This window comes from Capnocytophaga felis (assembly GCF_009684755.1).
Classification (GTDB): Bacteria; Bacteroidota; Bacteroidia; order Flavobacteriales; family Flavobacteriaceae; genus Capnocytophaga; species Capnocytophaga felis.
The window spans coordinates 1-15,943 of the sequence record NZ_BLBC01000012.1 but is presented as its reverse complement, the minus strand read 5'-3'; the positions used below and the strand labels follow the sequence as shown (position 1 = coordinate 15,943).

The following is a 15,943-nucleotide window of genomic DNA, read 5'->3' as shown; positions in this document are numbered from 1 at the left end:
ACAAAAAAGCAAGTTAAAAAAGTAACAAGTGATAAAAAATCATTAAATTATTTGTTGCGTCCAAACTTAAAAGGTAGCTCTTTCTCTTGTCCGATTTTCTTTTGTTTATCGATTTCTGTTTGCAGATATTTTTGGTATTGGCTGAACATAAAATTGTAATATTCACGAAAGCTTTCTGTCTTTCTTACGGAATTTAAAGCATCGTAATATTGGAATCTGTCTTCTGCAAATACAAAACCCAACGGCAATTGGTATTTTCGCTGTATGAAATTCATCAAAAGCCTTGAAGTGCGTCCATTTCCATCTAAAAAGGGATGAATGTTCACCAATTGATAATGTGCATAGAAAGAAAACTCCAATTGAGAAAGGCTATCTTTTTGACTGTCAAAATTATCGTTTAGTTCTTTGACTAAATTGTCCACTGCGGGTACAACCTTACTGTAATGCATAAAAGAGGCTGAGCCTGCGGCAACATTGGCTTTTCGGAATTCGCCTTTGGAGGTATCTATGGTTCCGTTGATGTTTGTAAAGAGCTCCCCTGTGCATCTCATTACTTTTGCAGCAATTTCTTGTATGAATGCTTTGGATATATTTCGACCGATGTCGGCTTCTTTTATAATGAAATTCAGAGCTTGATGATGGTCTAAGGTTTGGTTTGAAAATAGAATATTTTTCCCTCCGGGAGTGTTGCCTTTTTGTATGAGTTCAATGCATTCTTCGTAGGTAAGGGTAGAACCTTCGATACGAGTAGAATGACTCGTTATGAGGATTTTATGAAACTCCTCATAATTAAAAATATTCTCGATATCTAACCTTTTATACTCTTCTATGGAATCGGCTACCGTCATTTTAAGATTGATGTTTTCAATGTTGGGCAAAGGTAGGGTTTTGGTTTTAATAAATAAAATCATCAGGAAGATTGGTGGAAGATGTGAATGAAATAAATGAAGGTTGTATATTTGGGCGTTGTTAAAGTGGTTAAGATTCATTTTTAGAATTGGTCACAATAGAGGTAATAAGGGAAAAATGATATAAAGTAAGTTCCCAATTTCAATACGTTTGTCTTGGGAGAAATGTTAATTTTTTTGGTGAATGATATCTTTTCTTAATTTTGCCATTGATATATAAAATATTGCTACGATGATTTTCAGCAGGATTGGATATTTTTGTGTCTGTTTTGTTGTTTTTTTTGGTTGTGCTGTAGAGCAAAATATTCCTATTGAAGGTAATTTTGAGGTTTTCGTTGTGGGGGAGCGATATAACGTTCCTATGCGGGTTAGGATGCTCAACAAAGTACAAGGAGCTGACACTTTTAAGTGGGAGTTTCCGGGGGGTAGTTATACTTCGTCGGACGTAATGCATCCTGAAGAAATCGTGTACAGACAGCCGGGTACCCACACGATAACCTTGCATACATCGAATGTTGATGGAGAACAAAAAACATTTCAAAAACATTTTACTGCATTTGCAGAATTGGTTGCTTCTTTTGATTGGCAACAGCAAGGAAGTCTGCACGCTCCTCTCACGCTGATAATGCACAACAATAGCCAAGGAGCAGAGGCTTATCAATGGCATTTTCAGGGAGGTACTCCCGAGTATAGTTCTGAAAAAAATCCGACCGTAGTTTTTAATCAAGAAGGAGAATTTAAGATACGTTTGGAGGTGATTAACCATTCTCAACGCGAAAAAGTGGAAAAAACCATTCGTGTAAATCCGCCTTTGAAGGTTGCTTTTGATTGGAAAAACGAATATTTTGAAAATTACCAAGCTCCCGTACATATTTTTTTGAGCAATCAAACCAAGAATGCTACCTTGGGTTATCATTGGCAGGTTACCGACGGAATTTCTACACAGGAAAGTAACGAAGAAAATCCGAGTTTTTTACTCGCTCGTGAAGGAAAATACCAAATTACTCTGACCGCAAAAAATGATAAACAAACCCTTTCTTTAAGCAAAGAAATCATCGTTGAAAAGGGAGACAATTTGTTGACTTTTAAAGATATAAAATTGGGTGTTAATACGGCTCAAAATTCTATCGGTTGCTTTTTTTCTTCTTATTTGGGAAGAATTTTAACTGCGGAAGAAATTACCCCCGAAACAGGAAAACTCATTGATTTTGTTTATTTTGGGCAGAATTCTTCTTTCTCTTATAATATTTTTCTTTCTCCCGATAAAGTTCAAGAAACCGTTTTCGAAAAAATTGCCGAAGCCACACAAAGCCATTTTATCAACAAGCAAGAAAATGTAGGACAAACCTTATTAGATGTTGATAGTTTTGACCGATTAAGTTCGGGCAGTGCAATTGCTCCAATAGATATTATTTCTCACAAAAATCAAGCTCCTTTTAATAAAGATTTAATTCCCAGAATCGTACTTTTCCAAACTGTTGATGGAAGAAAGGGAGCTATCAAAATAAAGGAATACATAAAAGAAGGTACACAATCCTACATACTGGTAGATATAAAAATACAGAAAATACCGTAATTTCATTTTAATTATGTAACATTATGAAATTAAGGTTTTTGTTTTTCGGATTATGGTTTTTGTCGAGTACTTTGGGATTCTCCCAGCAGATAGATTTGGAGAATATCGGCAGCCGTACTGAAGAAACGCTCAAAAAGAATCCGTTTTCAATTTCAGGGAGTGCCTCTGCCAATGGGGTTTACACATATTCCTCAGAAAATGGGCGAGTTGCACAAAATGCCCCATTCTTATATTTTTTGAGTGGAAATATCAATGTAGGCATTTACAATTGGACGATTCCTTTCAGCTATCGTTTCACCAATCAGGGCAGTAAGTTTGATTATCAAATACCTTTTAAATTCAACAGACTAAGCTTACACCCCAAGTACAAGTGGATACAAGCCCATATAGGAGATGTAAGTATGAGTTTTTCTCCCTACACCTTCAATGGTTTGCAGTTTACGGGAGGTGGCTTAGAGCTAAATCCGGAAAAATTCCCTGTTAAGGTATCATTAATGGGTGGTCGGTTACAAAAAGCCATCGAATATGATGGCAATCCGCAAACCGTGCCTATGTACGAACGTTGGGGCTATGGAACCAAATTGATGTACAAAAGCAATGATGTAGAAGTGGGCGGTATTTTCTTTTTTGCTAAGGATAAACCCAATTCGCTTGAAGTTTTTATTCCTGATGAAAAGAAAATATATCCGTTGGAAAACCAAACCTATTCTCTGTTCGGAAAATACAAACCCTTGCATTTTGTGGAGGTTTTTGGCGAATACGCTCTCAGTAGGTTTTCATATACAAACGAAACGCCCAAAAATTATGCGGCTTATAACACGGGCATCAACTTTTTGATAGGAAAGACAAGTGTTGGATTGCGTTATGAATCCGTAGCCCCTGATTATAAAACTCTTGGAGCGTATTATTTTGTAAATGATATGGAGAATATTACGTTAAATGGTTCGATGCATCTTTTTCAAGGGAATGTAATGATTTCGGGGAGTATCGGAAAACAGCGAGATAACCTCAATGGTCAGAAAATCAAGCAATCCAATCAATGGGTAGGCTCGATGAACGTATCGGCAAAAGTGAATCAATCATTCACACTAACGGGTAGTTATAGTAATTTTACGATGTTTACCAACAAACAGACAAACCCTTTTGAAAAGCTCAACAATCCGCAATTATACGAGCAGCCTCAGGATTCGATTCGTTACAGACAAGTATCGCAAAATGTAGCCGTGAATCTTGCTTATACTCTTTCTGAAAATCAACAATTAACATTGAATTATACGCTCAATGATGTGGTAAATCGAGAGAATGAAATAGTTCGCAGAGGAGGTATTTCCCGATTTCATAACGCAGGAATACATTATTCGCTGTTGTTTCCCAATGAGCAACTTTCCGTAACACCTTCGCTGAACTATACGCATAATTGGGCAGCTCGCGAAAAATCACAAATTTTCGGTCCCTCGATTTTGGTAACTAAAAGTTTTTTTGAAGATAAACTTTCTACATCGTTAGGTGGTAATTATAGTCGTTCTGTAAGTACTCATACACAAGCAAGTACGGCAAATATTCAATTGGGAGCAGGATATTCGCCTTGGAAAAATCACCAGTTTACTCTCAGTGCCGTACAATCTTTCCGCAATAGCCAATCTCAAAACGGTTACCAAACCGGACAGGAAAGCAACATCAGCATCGGTTACACCTATCGTTTTGATAAAACAGAAATTCCTCTGCCTAAGTTCAAATTCAAGAAGAAAGAAACAAGGAATAAGGAAAAAGATACAAGAAACAAGGAAAAAGATACAAGTAACAAGGGAAAAGATATAAGAAACAAGGAAAAAAACACAAGGGACAAGGAAAAAGAGACAAGGGAAAAGGAGAAAGATACAAGGGACAAGGAAAAAGATACAAGAAACAAGGAAAAAGATACAAGAAACAAGGAAAAAGACACAAGAAACAAGGAAAAAGACACAAGAAACAAAGAGAAAAAGAAAAGGAAGAAGAAAAACAATATTGAGAGAGAAAGAAAAATACTTTCTCCTGAGGAAAAATTGGAACAAGATTACCGAATGTTTGTTTTCCGATGCTTACAAAATCTGTATCGGCAGGCACATCAAGCGGACGGTTATTTAAAAAGTAATTTATTTGCCCAAAAACAACAATGGGACAAGGAAAAAACACCTCAGTCGGAAGCCGAATTCCGCAAGGCAGAGCAAGGATATGTCAATCATCTGTGGATGATGCAACAACTCGAAGGGCTTACCCTAAAAGATGTTATGGAAGAAAAAGGTCTTTTGCAAAACTTTGGGCAACTTCACAAAGAAGATATCTACAGAACGTTGCAAAAAGATATTACCTCGAAAGAAAAAATGGATTACATTTCCGTGTTGCTGGCTGATTTTTATCACAAAGCTTTTTCACAAACAGAAGATTAAAAATTGGCAAAAACACCATTCCGTTCTGATAAAAACAAATTAAAAAATATCAAAAAATCAATTAAATGATACCGTTTAGATGTATACTTATTACGATTTTGATGCTCAGCACTGAAATTTTTTCACAAGAAAAAGCTTCATTGCAGTTAGTTAAGGAAACCCAAAGTGATGCCATTTGTTTGCGATGGGCGGTGGATGCACCCCTTGCTTGGCAGAAATCCAATACGATAGGTTTTCGGCTGGAACGCTTTACCGTTTTACGTGACGGAAAGTTGCTATCCGCCCCCGAGCGATTGGATTTGGGAACTTTTATGGTGCCCAAGTTGGAAGCGTGGCAATCGTTAGTGGAACAAAACGATAATGCCGCCATTGTGGCACAGGCTATCTATGGGGAAGATTTTCAGGTAGCAATGAGTGCTAACCAAAATGCCATCGAAGGGATTGTAAATAAAGCCAAAGAGGTTGAGCAACGCTTTTCCTTTGCACTAATGGCTGCCGATTTGGATTTTGAGGTGGCTCAATTCGCAGGTTGGGGATACGTGGACAAACAGGTCAAAAAAAACGAGAAATATTTTTATAAAATTCATCTGTTACCCAATGAAAAGCTCTCCCTTGAAGCAGGAAGCGTTATGGCAAGTTTGCAGGAGTACGAACCGCTTCCCGTTCCGATTGATTTTAATGCTTTTTTTCAAGACCAAAAAGTACTTCTCACGTGGGATTATAAAACGTTGAGCAGTTTGTATAGCTATTATTTTCTGGAGAAAGCGGAAGGGAAAACGGATTTCAAGCCTGTTAGTAAACTTCCGGTGGTAAATATGAATCAAGGTGCTAATGCTTCTTCGATGGTTTATATTGATTCGCTTTCACAAAACGATAAAGAATTTTCATATCGTTTGCGGGGAAAAACCATTTTTGGAAGTTACAGCCCTTACACGGAAGTTGTAAGCGGAAAAGGCATCAAATCCCTCAGCATTGCAGCCCAACTTTCAAAAATACAAGCCATAACGGACAATCAATATCGCATTGTGTGGAATTTCCCGAAGGAAAACGAAAACGAAATCACACATTTTGCCTTATTACATTCTCCCAATGACAGAGAATATCGTATCGTGAAAGATGAGATTTCTGTTGCAGAACGAAGTGCAACGCATTCACCTCCAACACCTTCTAATTATTACAAAATTCGAACCTTTGGCAGAGATGGCTCACAGCAAGATTCTTTTGCAATGCTTGTACAGTCCGAAGATGATACGTCACCGCTTGAAGTGCAGCAACTTATCGGAAATATTGATTCTCTGGGGATTGTTCGTTTGCAATGGAAAGCCAACACGGAAGCCGATTTGATGGGATATTACGTATTTCGAGCCCATCAAAAAGAGGAAGAAATGATGCGTATCACAGGCTCGCACATTACCGACACGCATTTTACCGATACGCTGTCGCTTAAAAATCTCAACGAAAAAATATTTTACGCTGTAACGGCGATTGATTTTCGCAAAAACGAATCCTTACGCTCTGAAATTTTGCAGCTGACCAAACCTGATAAAATCCCGCCTTCAACACCGATTTTTACGACTTATACACAAGAGAAAAACCATTGGAAAATCACTTGGCGGCAAAGTTTTGATGATGATGTAACTTACTATCACCTTTACCGAAAGGAAAAAGAGGCGACACAGTGGCACAAAATCCATTCCGAAAAACACAATCATCAGGAAAGCTATACGTACAAAGAACCAGCAACCCTCTCAGGGACATTTGTGTATTCGCTTAGAGCAGAAGACAGAAGCGGTAATTTTTCAGAATATGCTCCTGTGATTCATATTCATCACAATCCGTTGACGGATACTCGGGTGCTTCGTGGGCTCAATAGCCGTATTGGACAAGGAAAAATAGAACTTCGGTGGGATAAGTTAAAGGTAGCTATCAGTGAAATAGTGATTTACAAAGCCATTAAAGGCGAAAAACCGACCCTCTGGCGAAGTTTTTCCCGGTCTGTAACTTCGGTGGAAGATACCGACATAGCCCCCGATACAACCTATCAGTATCTAATAAAAGTAATCCTGCAAGACCAAAGCCCCACACCTACCCAGAAAATTGAGGTTTTTGTAAAAGATGCTGATATACAATAAAAAAACCTCCCAATTAAATAATTGGGAGGTTTTTGTATTTTAACGATTAAGGCATTACCTTACGAGCATTTTTTTTGTAGATTTGAGTAACAGACCCCATTGTGATTGTTAAAATATCATCTTTAACTGAAAAAGGAATACTTGCTTTTTGACCTCTTGCTTCAAAATGAATTTGGTTGTTTGAAATAGTGTAAGGGACTTTACTTTCAAATTTATCTGTACAAACGCTTCCCTCTTTTTTAAATCGGTGAAGTTCAACATCTTTTTCAGTAAAAAGAAAATAGGTGTACTCTTGACATTCTTCCTTAAACTCTTTACCACCTTCTGATTGTGATTGTAACGCCCACTCGCCAATTAGCGGATTTGGTGCATCATTTTTCTTGTCATCTTTCCCACAAGAATACAGGGAAACTGCCAAAATAGCTACTACAAAAGTTAAAATTTTTTTCATATGAAATTGCTTTTTAAAGTTATTGAGGCAAATGTATAAAAAAAAGTAAATCAAGCAAATAAATTAAGATAAATTTTTTACCTTTGCGAAGAAAACAGCTTAAAAACAAGGACGATGAGAAGAATTGTTTTTTTTATACTATTACTCTCAAACTTATCTTTTTCGCAAGAAGAAAACCCTTTTGCTTATATAGATTTAACAAATATGCATATAATTTCTTATGCGGAAGACCGTTTATGTACTTCAATAACCGAAATCAAAGCTATTTATGAAGGAGGAGGATATGAAGTTATTTTTTATTCCGACGATAATTCCAATAGCAATATATATCCGCCTAATAAACACTCAACTATATTGAAAAAAAAAGTAATAAGAATTGAAGTGTATAGACGGGTTGTTGATGCAAGAGATCAATGGGTATCTACTTGCTGTGATTGCAACTATACCTCAGAAGCTAAAGCAACTAAACCACACACGAATATTTCTTATTGTAAAACTAACTTCGTTCATTTTGGGGAAATCGAAAGTGGTGATAAAGGAGGTAGCCAAGCAAAAGCAGATTTAAAATTCAACTACAAAATCAGACCCAATCACACGCTTTCTTCCGAAAAGCTAAGAGGCACAATTCCCAACACATATTTACCTATCGGGACAAAGGTAAAGCTATTGGCTAAGGAGGGTTTTCCGTCGGAATTGTATAACTATCAATATTCAAAAACCCGCACTTGGAACAATGCTATTGATGATTATGAATACCAGTGGGAAACTTTATCCCAAACCTCAAAATCGTATATTCTCTCAGTTTCCGCCGAAGATATTTTCGGCAATAAATTGGAGGCTGAGAAACATATTGGAGAAACGATTTATTTTCGGGTGGTATCGTTCGATAAGGACAATCCTAATGAAGTTTGCTCTTCTTCCAATGTCATTCCGTTAGACGTAACCATTTCCGCTCCTAAGGTCAAAGAATTTAAGCCCGAGCAGCCTCGTTGCCCCAAAGAAAGCGGAAGCGTTCAAGTGGTTTTAGACAGGGAATTGTACACAAATGAAAAAGCAAGTCTTTCCATTGTTCAGGGTGCGATGGTTAATGGTACATTTAGCAGTACGGGACAGCCTGTTATTTCATATGATAATGAACAATTTAAAGCAAATTTTAAAAACAAAACCATCACCATACCCAACATTGCTTCGCTGACAGATTCTCTCCATTGGTATCAATTGCAATTCATAGGCAAATATCACTACGGCAGAGATTCTATTTCGAGTTTTTCCGATGGTGCGGAATTTGAAAAAACCTTTCGTATTGTAGCTATTCCCGAACTAAAAGCGGAAATTACCTCCAAAAACGACAACAAGTGCTACGGCAAGAGCGAAGGATCTGTAACCGTTTCTGTATCAGGAGGTACGCCTCCGTACAGATATGTAAGAGATGGAAAAACAGTAGCTTTTATGGGCAATGAATTTACCCTTGACAACCTTTCGGCAAGAGATTATACTATCGGCATTTTGGACAAAAATGATTGTCAAATGGAAAATGCTGTTACAGTAACCATTACCCAGCCTGCTGCTCCCATAACTATTCTCAATGAAAAGGAAGCAGAGGACGAAAACGACCAGCCGAATCCGTCATTTTTCAAAAAGGACGTTTCGGGTTTTGGGCTGAAAAACGGAGAAATTCAGGCAATTCTCACTGGCGGAACGCCTTTTAAAGTCCCCTCAGAGCCGTATCAATGTACGCTAACAACTAAAAGTGGCACTACAATCAACACATTTTCAACCCAAACAAATCTGCAAAATCAGTTTGTAGTTCATTATACTCAGCTTGATAAAGGCGATTATATGCTGACCATTACCGACAAAAATCATTGTGTTCTCACGAAAACGATTTTCATTGATGAGCCTGACCCATTGGTAGTTAGCATCTCTGAAAAAACGGCAATTTCGTGTAACCCTGCTAATGACGACCCCAACAACGACCCCAAACTCAATAAAGACGGAGAGCTTTACGCAGATGTAAAAGGAGGCAGACCTCCCTATGAATATCAATGGTATCGTGTTGAGGCAGGAAATTCTGAAAGGTTATTGGGTGAGACAGCATCCGTGCTAAAACACCTCACAGAAGGCGTATATCGGGTTGATATTAAGGATAAAAAAAACAATACCACCAGCGGTACTTTTACACTGAAATTTCCAGAGCGATTGACACTTACCACCGAAAGTACCGAAATTCGTTGTTCAGCTCCTACTTCGGGAACGGCTAAGGCATTGCCACAAGGGGGAACGCCTCCTTACACCTATCAGTGGAGCGATGGGCAAACCTCCCCAACCGCTATGGGGCTTTCGGTAGGGAAATATTTTGTGGTGGTGAGCGACAGCAAAGGCTGTTCGGTGCAGTCGCAAGTGGTACTCTCGTATCCAGAAGTGGCAAAGGTTGATAGCGAGCAAATTACCCACCTTACCTGCTATGGTGATAATAACGGAAGCATTGTCTTAACCACCTCAGGAGGAAAAGGTACGGTAACCCATACGTGGTACGACGCTTCGGGGAGAATGCTAACCAAAGGCGTTTCTAAAGACGGAAAAAGCGTGAAAAATCTTGTTGCGGGAACTTACAAAATTGTACTTCGTGATGAGGGGGATTGTCCGCCTATCGAAAAAACCTTTGAAATTACCCAGCCTGAAAAATTACAACTACGCTTACCTACAGAGGTTACACTTTGTCAAGGGGATAGCCATACATTTGAACTGGACGGACAAATAGCCGGTGCTACGTATCGTTGGACGGATGCCTCAGGAAACTTGCTCGGCACGGAAGCTTCTTTGGTAGTACACTTGGCAGGAGATTATTATGTGGAAGCCACTTCTCCGGAAGGTTGTAAAACTTCGGTAAAAACTGCTGTAAAACAAAGCTCTCAGGTATTGGAAGTTGATTTTTTAGTGGCTACTACTTCCTACTATGATTATACGTTAAAGCTGATAAATCTTTCCAAAAAAGCAGACGCTTTGCAATGGCAATTTCCGGATGATGTGATTGTGATAAATCAAAACAGACAAGAGGCGGAAGTACGTTTTCCTAAGGAGGGGATTTATCGTGTGGGACTTAAAGGTACACTGGGTGAATGCCAAAAAGTGATTGAAAAACAGCTTTTTGTTGAAAAAGACCGTGTGGGTATCTCGCAAGGAGTACAAGTGCCAAAAAATATCGAATCGTTTTTAATTGTGCCCAATCCCAATTCAGGTTCCTATCAGTTGCATATCAAACTAAATAAGGTATCAACCATTCGGGTACGACTGATAGATATGTTAGGGAGAGAGCTTTTTGCCCCAGAGGAATTTTCAGAGCAAACCGATTTTATACTTCCTTTTAACAAACCAACCCTTTCTGCCGGGCAGTACATTATACTGATAGAAGCAGCAGGTGATGTACTCTCACAAAAAATGATAGTGAAGTAAGAAATTAGGGATTAATAAGTTCGCAAGAAAGAAGAATAACTTTTTTTTTCTTTTCTTTTGCTCGATTTGAAAAATACAAACACATAAGAGAAACAATGCGTTATATTAAATACGTCATATTGGTATGGATTGTTATCCAAAGCTGTTTTTTAAAAGCCCAGCAGTATCCTGTGGATGTGCAGCTTTTTGTGACGCCCCCGTACCAGCAGAGTTTACGAGACTATTGGGCTACTTTTGAACCTAAAATGCAGGTCTATCTGCTTTTGAAAGATTTGAATAGCCCCGTACGTAACGTGGCACTTCGGTTTTCTTTGGAAGATATGCAGGGACAACCTCTGGCACAAACCGCTTCTTATGCTTCCCCTTTTCAAACACAACTTACCTCTGGGGTTCGTAAAAATTTTTCCAATATTGACCTCAAAAGCCTCCTTGCCTTTGAAAACTTACAGGGAGTTTCCGAGAACTTTTACAATGACTTATTGCCAGAAGGAGCTTATTTTTTCTGTTTGACGGCTTATGATTTGGCAACACAAATGCCTCTTTCTGCCAAAGCCCGAACCTTAATACAAATACGTCGCTATACTCCTCCACTGCCCACACTTCCCGCCCAAGGCGAAGTCATTGCCAAACAGAGCCAATTCCAACACCTTGTTTTTCAGTGGATGTTGCGAGATCCGGCACCCTTTACGCAGTACGAATTTACCCTGAAAGAGGTGTGGGACAACAGCCTAAATCCTGAGGAAGCCTTTATTTCAGGGAGATTGGTCTATCAAGGCAAAGTACCTTCCAATACGATTTTGTATGGTACAGACAAACCCATACTGCTGGAAAATAAACGTTATGTATGGAAAGTACGTGCCTTTACCCAAAACCCGAACAATCCTAATCAGAGGCAGTCTTTTTTTCATAACAACGGTGAATCGGAAGCGTTTTATTTTGATTACGTAAGCCATTGCGAAGCTCCGAAGTTTTTGACAGCCATCACCAAAGATAATACCGCCAATATCCGCTGGAGTGGCGAGCCGGTGCGGGCAAACACTCACTCAGGCGAAAACGGAGGTTTGTATAAAATTTTATATCGTGAGAAGGGAAAGAACTGGAAATCACAGATGTCCAACCACCCGCAAGCGACCCTTACAGGTTTAAAACGCGGGAAAAACTATATTTACAAAGTGGGCATCGCCTGCGGATTGGGCAAAGCGATGGGCAATGTGTTTGGCGAGCAGACATATTTGTACAGCGCTGAACAAGAGTTTGTTACTCCTCACAAACAAAACGACAGTACCAGTGTGCAATGTGGGGTAAAACCTGAGATACGCATTAAAAACCGAGAGCTTTTGCAAGAGGTTTTGGGCGTGAACGAAACCTTTATGGCGGGCGATTTTCCGGTAACCGTACTTAGAGCTACGGGCAGTAATGGAGTTTTCTCAGGAGAGGGCTACGTGCAAGTGCCGTATCTGCTCGACACAAAAATCAAAGTGAAATTTGACGAGATAAAAATCAACTCCGAAAGGCAACTTTTTGAGGGAAAGCTCGTTACGACTTATGATAAGACGGAGCAGAATATTTTTGAAGTTCCTACTTCGGATTTTTTTGAAAAATGGTTTACAATAAACAAAAAAATAGGCAAAATCATTCACGATGGAATTATTGATTCGATTGAAATACAATCATTTAAAAATCTAGTAAAACAGGAAAAAGATATTTTTTATCAAATTCCTAATACAGAGGAGAATCAAGATATATTAAATATACTTCAAGAAAAAAATGAAGTAAATACATCTTTTACAACCGATTATTTAGAAAATCATTCTTTGGAAAAAGAAATAGCTATACCCAATAATGTTGTAGAAGCTAACAAAAAAGCAAATGATGTTATTAAGGTAACTATTATTTCAGAAGAAGGATTTGAAAAAAGCGTAGGTAATGAAATATTTATCCCTAGTTATTCAGGAATACCTATTAAATTTATAGAAAAAACAAGTGGTATAAAACTTGATCATAGAGGAAGTGTTGTTTCTTTTAAGATAAATGATCAAGTTTATGTTGCTACTATTTCTTTGAATAAATTTTATGGCTATTTTCAATATGAAATAGTTGATAGTTTAGCTCAAAATGGTAAAAAATTTATTTTAACAGAGGAGATAAACCAATTTTTACAAAAGAAAAAATTTAAAAACTATACGATAGCACGGCACAATGATAGTGTTATTTCCTTTGCCAAAAGAATTGAAGGAAAAGCAATAGCGTTAGATTGCCTTTGTGAATATTCTTGGAAACAAGAAAACACGCCCAAAAGTATTGAAATTACATTTAATTCCAATAAAAATGTAATTCCTGAAAACGCTATTACAGAAAATTGTCAAGGTGTTGCCTGTGAAACCCCAATAAAAAATGGGTTAGGAACTATTATTTTTGTGGCATTAACTAATGATAATACACTAAAAAAATATTGGCAAGACACTAAAAACTTAAAACAACTTGAAACTCTAAAACAATATTTAGACCAAAAAACACACGAAAAAACGTATGCCATTTATGACCCTGAGAGTATTTTAGACAAACAAGCCCAAGGAAGTAATAGTGCTTACATTCAGTTTTTTAAAAAGAATAAGATTTATAACCTTGATGATTTTAAGAAAATTCTGAAATACGAAACGTCTTCCAGAGATGTACCCGTTATATTTTCTACGGTGGATTTATGGCAGGATATTCCTAAATCATATAATGCTCATAGTAAGGATTTTCATCGTAAAAATGGTCACAAATATGAATACTCCTTTGCTGATTTGACCATACGCTATCGATATGTTTTTTTGATGAGCAATGGTAATCAAACCATTACACGTGTTATAAAACAAAGAGAACGTGAGGGTATAGCCGAAGCAATAAGCACTCACGACGGATATGAGCAATATGTAGGGAAATATGGGACAGATAGTGCTATTTTCTTTTGGATGGAAAATTATTTTATAGAAGTAGCTGACCCAGTACAACTTACACAAGCTGCTAAAATAGTACGTAGTTTTCTTAAAACAGGAGATGACATTGTAAAGTTTTCTAAGAAAAGCCTTGCGAACAAAAAAGTTGTTAATGAACTTTTTGAAAAATGGCAAAAAAACAAAAACAACCTGCCTGATGATTTTGTAAAAGAACAAGATAGGATTTGGAGAGAAGCTGGATTTAAGGGAGGGGGAAAACCCATTGTAGAGGATGTTGACAAAGTTATAAATAAGGTTCCTACACAGTTAGTAGAAGGAAAAAATATATTTAGGGGATTTGTTGCTGATTATTCCAAAGCAAAATCATTATTTAAGAAGTTTAGAGAAAATAAAATTTATGAGCTTAAGAAACAATTTTCAGGTGCAAAATTATTGGAAGAAATTCAAAAATTTAATCGTAAAAACTTAGCATATTTTGAAGGAAAAATTGAGGGCTTTGATTTCAAATCTTCGGATATAAAAATTAGTGGAAATAAATACAAAGGAGAAAAAATATTTGAATCATATAAAGTTAATAAACAAGGAGGTATTGATGCAGAGGGAGCTTGGAGTAGAGAATTTGATACAGAATATGTAGGATTAAGTGAGATAGCTAAAAAATTAGGAGGAAAAAAGGGACAAGTTTTTGAAAACATTAAAGGTGAAATTACAATAGCTTCAGAATTACCTTATTGTGTGTCTTGTCAAGGGGTAATACAAGATTTTGCAAATATGTTCCCAAATGTAAAAATTAATTTAGTTGATGGGGTAAAATAATGAATATGAATAAAATTATTGATATTGACAGAGAAACACTTCCTTTCTGTTTAATAAAAGAAAAAAGTTTTGAATGGGGTGAAATTTATCAGGAATATATTCCAATTTTTCAGGTGTTTTTCTCTAATGAAAACCTTTCGTTAGAAGAATCTATTCTATTTCTGGGAGAAAATAATTTCAAACAGCAATTACGTTCTTTACATAATGTGATAGTTAATAATGAAGAGTTTGAACGAATTGAAAATTATTGTGGGGAAGAATTTAATCGAGCACATATAATTAGTAAAATTAATTTTTACATAGAAAAAAACGAGAACCTTATTAGCCCTTGGGAAAAATATGATTTAGGGTTACAAGAAATTGATTTTATAAATATGATAAACTATGAAATGAATAAAAAAATGTATTATGTAAAAGAATAGAGATTTTAACTTACAATTCAAAATAAAGACTTCTTTAAAATTAGGAAAAAACACTAACGGAAAACCTGTTGTGGAGGTTGTGCATACAGCAGAGGGAATAAAAACTAACAATTTAAACAAGAAAAAAATATGGGATGATATTAAAGAAACACAACCTCTATACGATGTAAAATCTTTAATTTACAAATCATTTGAAATAAGACGAAATGAAAACCAAAGAATATGGGTTCACGGAAATGCAACAGAACATTTAAGAGAATTAGAGTTAAACATAATGAAAAATACACCTAAAACTCCAGAAGCAAAACGATTGGCTACCGAGTTAATTTTAACATATTTTCACGAATCACTAAAAGAAGCTACTAAAAATGGAATAAAATATGATGAAATTATTAAAATTGGACGATGGGAGTTTAAATTCTCACCTCCAAGAAATAAAAACTTACTACCGGCACTCATTCACGCACAACCTAAATAAAAAATACTATGCCAGAAATTGAGATTACATATCCAAAAATTAAAATAAATTTATTAGAAATAGATGACCATATTCCCTCATTCAAAATATCAATGTATCATCACAATCAAGGAATGAGATATGAAAATTCATACTATTATGAATTTTGGATAAAAACAGAAGATTGGGATATATTCATTAATAATCTTAAAGAAAAAAAGAAAGCTGTTTTACTAGATATGAATGATAATCATAGAATTACCATTTGCAATAGTGTTATGTACTTGAATTTTTCAAATAAAAATGAATATTTAGAGTATAAATCTATTTGTTCTTTTGTTAAACCTGTCTAAACTTTTT

At 36.6% G+C, this 15,943-nt stretch carries 10 protein-coding genes; 8 read left to right on the top strand and 2 right to left on the bottom strand.

Translation table 11 applies throughout. From position 1 onward, the window contains the following. Positions 1-47: 47 nt before the first annotated feature. Positions 48-989 (bottom strand): Fic family protein, encoded by a 942-nt coding sequence (locus GN105_RS09505; RefSeq protein WP_227977394.1) that lies wholly within the window; start codon positions 987-989, stop codon positions 48-50. Between the two features lie 151 nt (positions 990-1,140). Between GN105_RS09505 and GN105_RS09500 the strand changes: the two genes are divergently transcribed. From GN105_RS09500 to GN105_RS09490, 3 genes are all read left to right on the top strand, one after another. Further along, entirely contained in the window at positions 1,141-2,484 is a 1,344-nt protein-coding gene (locus GN105_RS09500) for a PKD domain-containing protein (RefSeq protein WP_155285167.1), read from the top strand. A gap of 23 nt (positions 2,485-2,507) precedes the next feature. Next, positions 2,508-4,910: a TonB-dependent receptor gene (locus tag GN105_RS09495; RefSeq protein WP_155285166.1), complete on the top strand. Its 2,403-nt coding sequence runs from the start codon at positions 2,508-2,510 to the stop codon at positions 4,908-4,910. A gap of 65 nt (positions 4,911-4,975) precedes the next feature. Then, entirely contained in the window at positions 4,976-7,042 is a 2,067-nt protein-coding gene (locus GN105_RS09490) for a fibronectin type III domain-containing protein (protein ID WP_227977393.1), read from the top strand. A gap of 46 nt (positions 7,043-7,088) precedes the next feature. Here GN105_RS09490 and GN105_RS09485 read toward each other — a convergent pair whose 3' ends face one another. Continuing rightward, entirely contained in the window at positions 7,089-7,493 is a 405-nt protein-coding gene (locus GN105_RS09485) for a lipocalin-like domain-containing protein (protein ID WP_155285165.1), read from the bottom strand. Positions 7,494-7,607: 114 nt separating this feature from the next. Here GN105_RS09485 and GN105_RS09480 point away from each other — a divergent pair, with 114 nt between their 5' ends. The 5 genes from GN105_RS09480 to GN105_RS09460 all read left to right on the top strand — a co-directional run bounded on the left by GN105_RS09480 (position 7,608) and on the right by GN105_RS09460 (position 15,936). Continuing rightward, entirely contained in the window at positions 7,608-10,946 is a 3,339-nt protein-coding gene (locus GN105_RS09480) for a T9SS type A sorting domain-containing protein (protein ID WP_155285164.1), read from the top strand. Positions 10,947-11,041: 95 nt separating this feature from the next. Then, positions 11,042-14,704 (top strand): deaminase domain-containing protein, encoded by a 3,663-nt coding sequence (locus GN105_RS13000; RefSeq protein WP_227977392.1) that lies wholly within the window; start codon positions 11,042-11,044, stop codon positions 14,702-14,704. Positions 14,705-14,709: 5 nt separating this feature from the next. Then, a complete protein-coding gene (locus GN105_RS09470) occupies positions 14,710-15,126 on the top strand; it encodes a hypothetical protein (RefSeq protein ID WP_155285163.1) in 417 nt (138 codons plus the stop codon). Between the two features lie 79 nt (positions 15,127-15,205). Then, positions 15,206-15,604 carry a hemagglutinin gene (locus tag GN105_RS09465; protein WP_173014994.1) on the top strand — a complete coding sequence of 133 codons (399 nt, stop codon included), beginning with the start codon at positions 15,206-15,208 and terminating at the stop codon, positions 15,602-15,604. Between the two features lie 8 nt (positions 15,605-15,612). Continuing rightward, a complete protein-coding gene (locus GN105_RS09460) occupies positions 15,613-15,936 on the top strand; it encodes a hypothetical protein (RefSeq protein WP_155285161.1) in 324 nt (107 codons plus the stop codon). The last annotated feature ends 7 nt before the right edge of the window (positions 15,937-15,943 follow it).

What these genes read in the sequence shown, in the direction of transcription:
- GN105_RS09505 (WP_227977394.1), bottom strand. Translation starts at nt 989, where the DNA reads ATGAATCTTAACCACTTTAACAACGCCCAAATATACAACCTTCATTTA.
- GN105_RS09480 (WP_155285164.1), top strand. Translation starts at nt 7,608, where the DNA reads ATGAGAAGAATTGTTTTTTTTATACTATTACTCTCAAACTTATCTTTT.
- GN105_RS09495 (WP_155285166.1), top strand. Translation starts at nt 2,508, where the DNA reads ATGAAATTAAGGTTTTTGTTTTTCGGATTATGGTTTTTGTCGAGTACT.
- GN105_RS09460 (WP_155285161.1), top strand. Translation starts at nt 15,613, where the DNA reads ATGCCAGAAATTGAGATTACATATCCAAAAATTAAAATAAATTTATTA.
- GN105_RS13000 (WP_227977392.1), top strand. Translation starts at nt 11,042, where the DNA reads ATGCGTTATATTAAATACGTCATATTGGTATGGATTGTTATCCAAAGC.
- GN105_RS09500 (WP_155285167.1), top strand. Translation starts at nt 1,141, where the DNA reads ATGATTTTCAGCAGGATTGGATATTTTTGTGTCTGTTTTGTTGTTTTT.
- GN105_RS09485 (WP_155285165.1), bottom strand. Translation starts at nt 7,493, where the DNA reads ATGAAAAAAATTTTAACTTTTGTAGTAGCTATTTTGGCAGTTTCCCTG.
- GN105_RS09470 (WP_155285163.1), top strand. Translation starts at nt 14,710, where the DNA reads ATGAATAAAATTATTGATATTGACAGAGAAACACTTCCTTTCTGTTTA.
- GN105_RS09490 (WP_227977393.1), top strand. Translation starts at nt 4,976, where the DNA reads ATGATACCGTTTAGATGTATACTTATTACGATTTTGATGCTCAGCACT.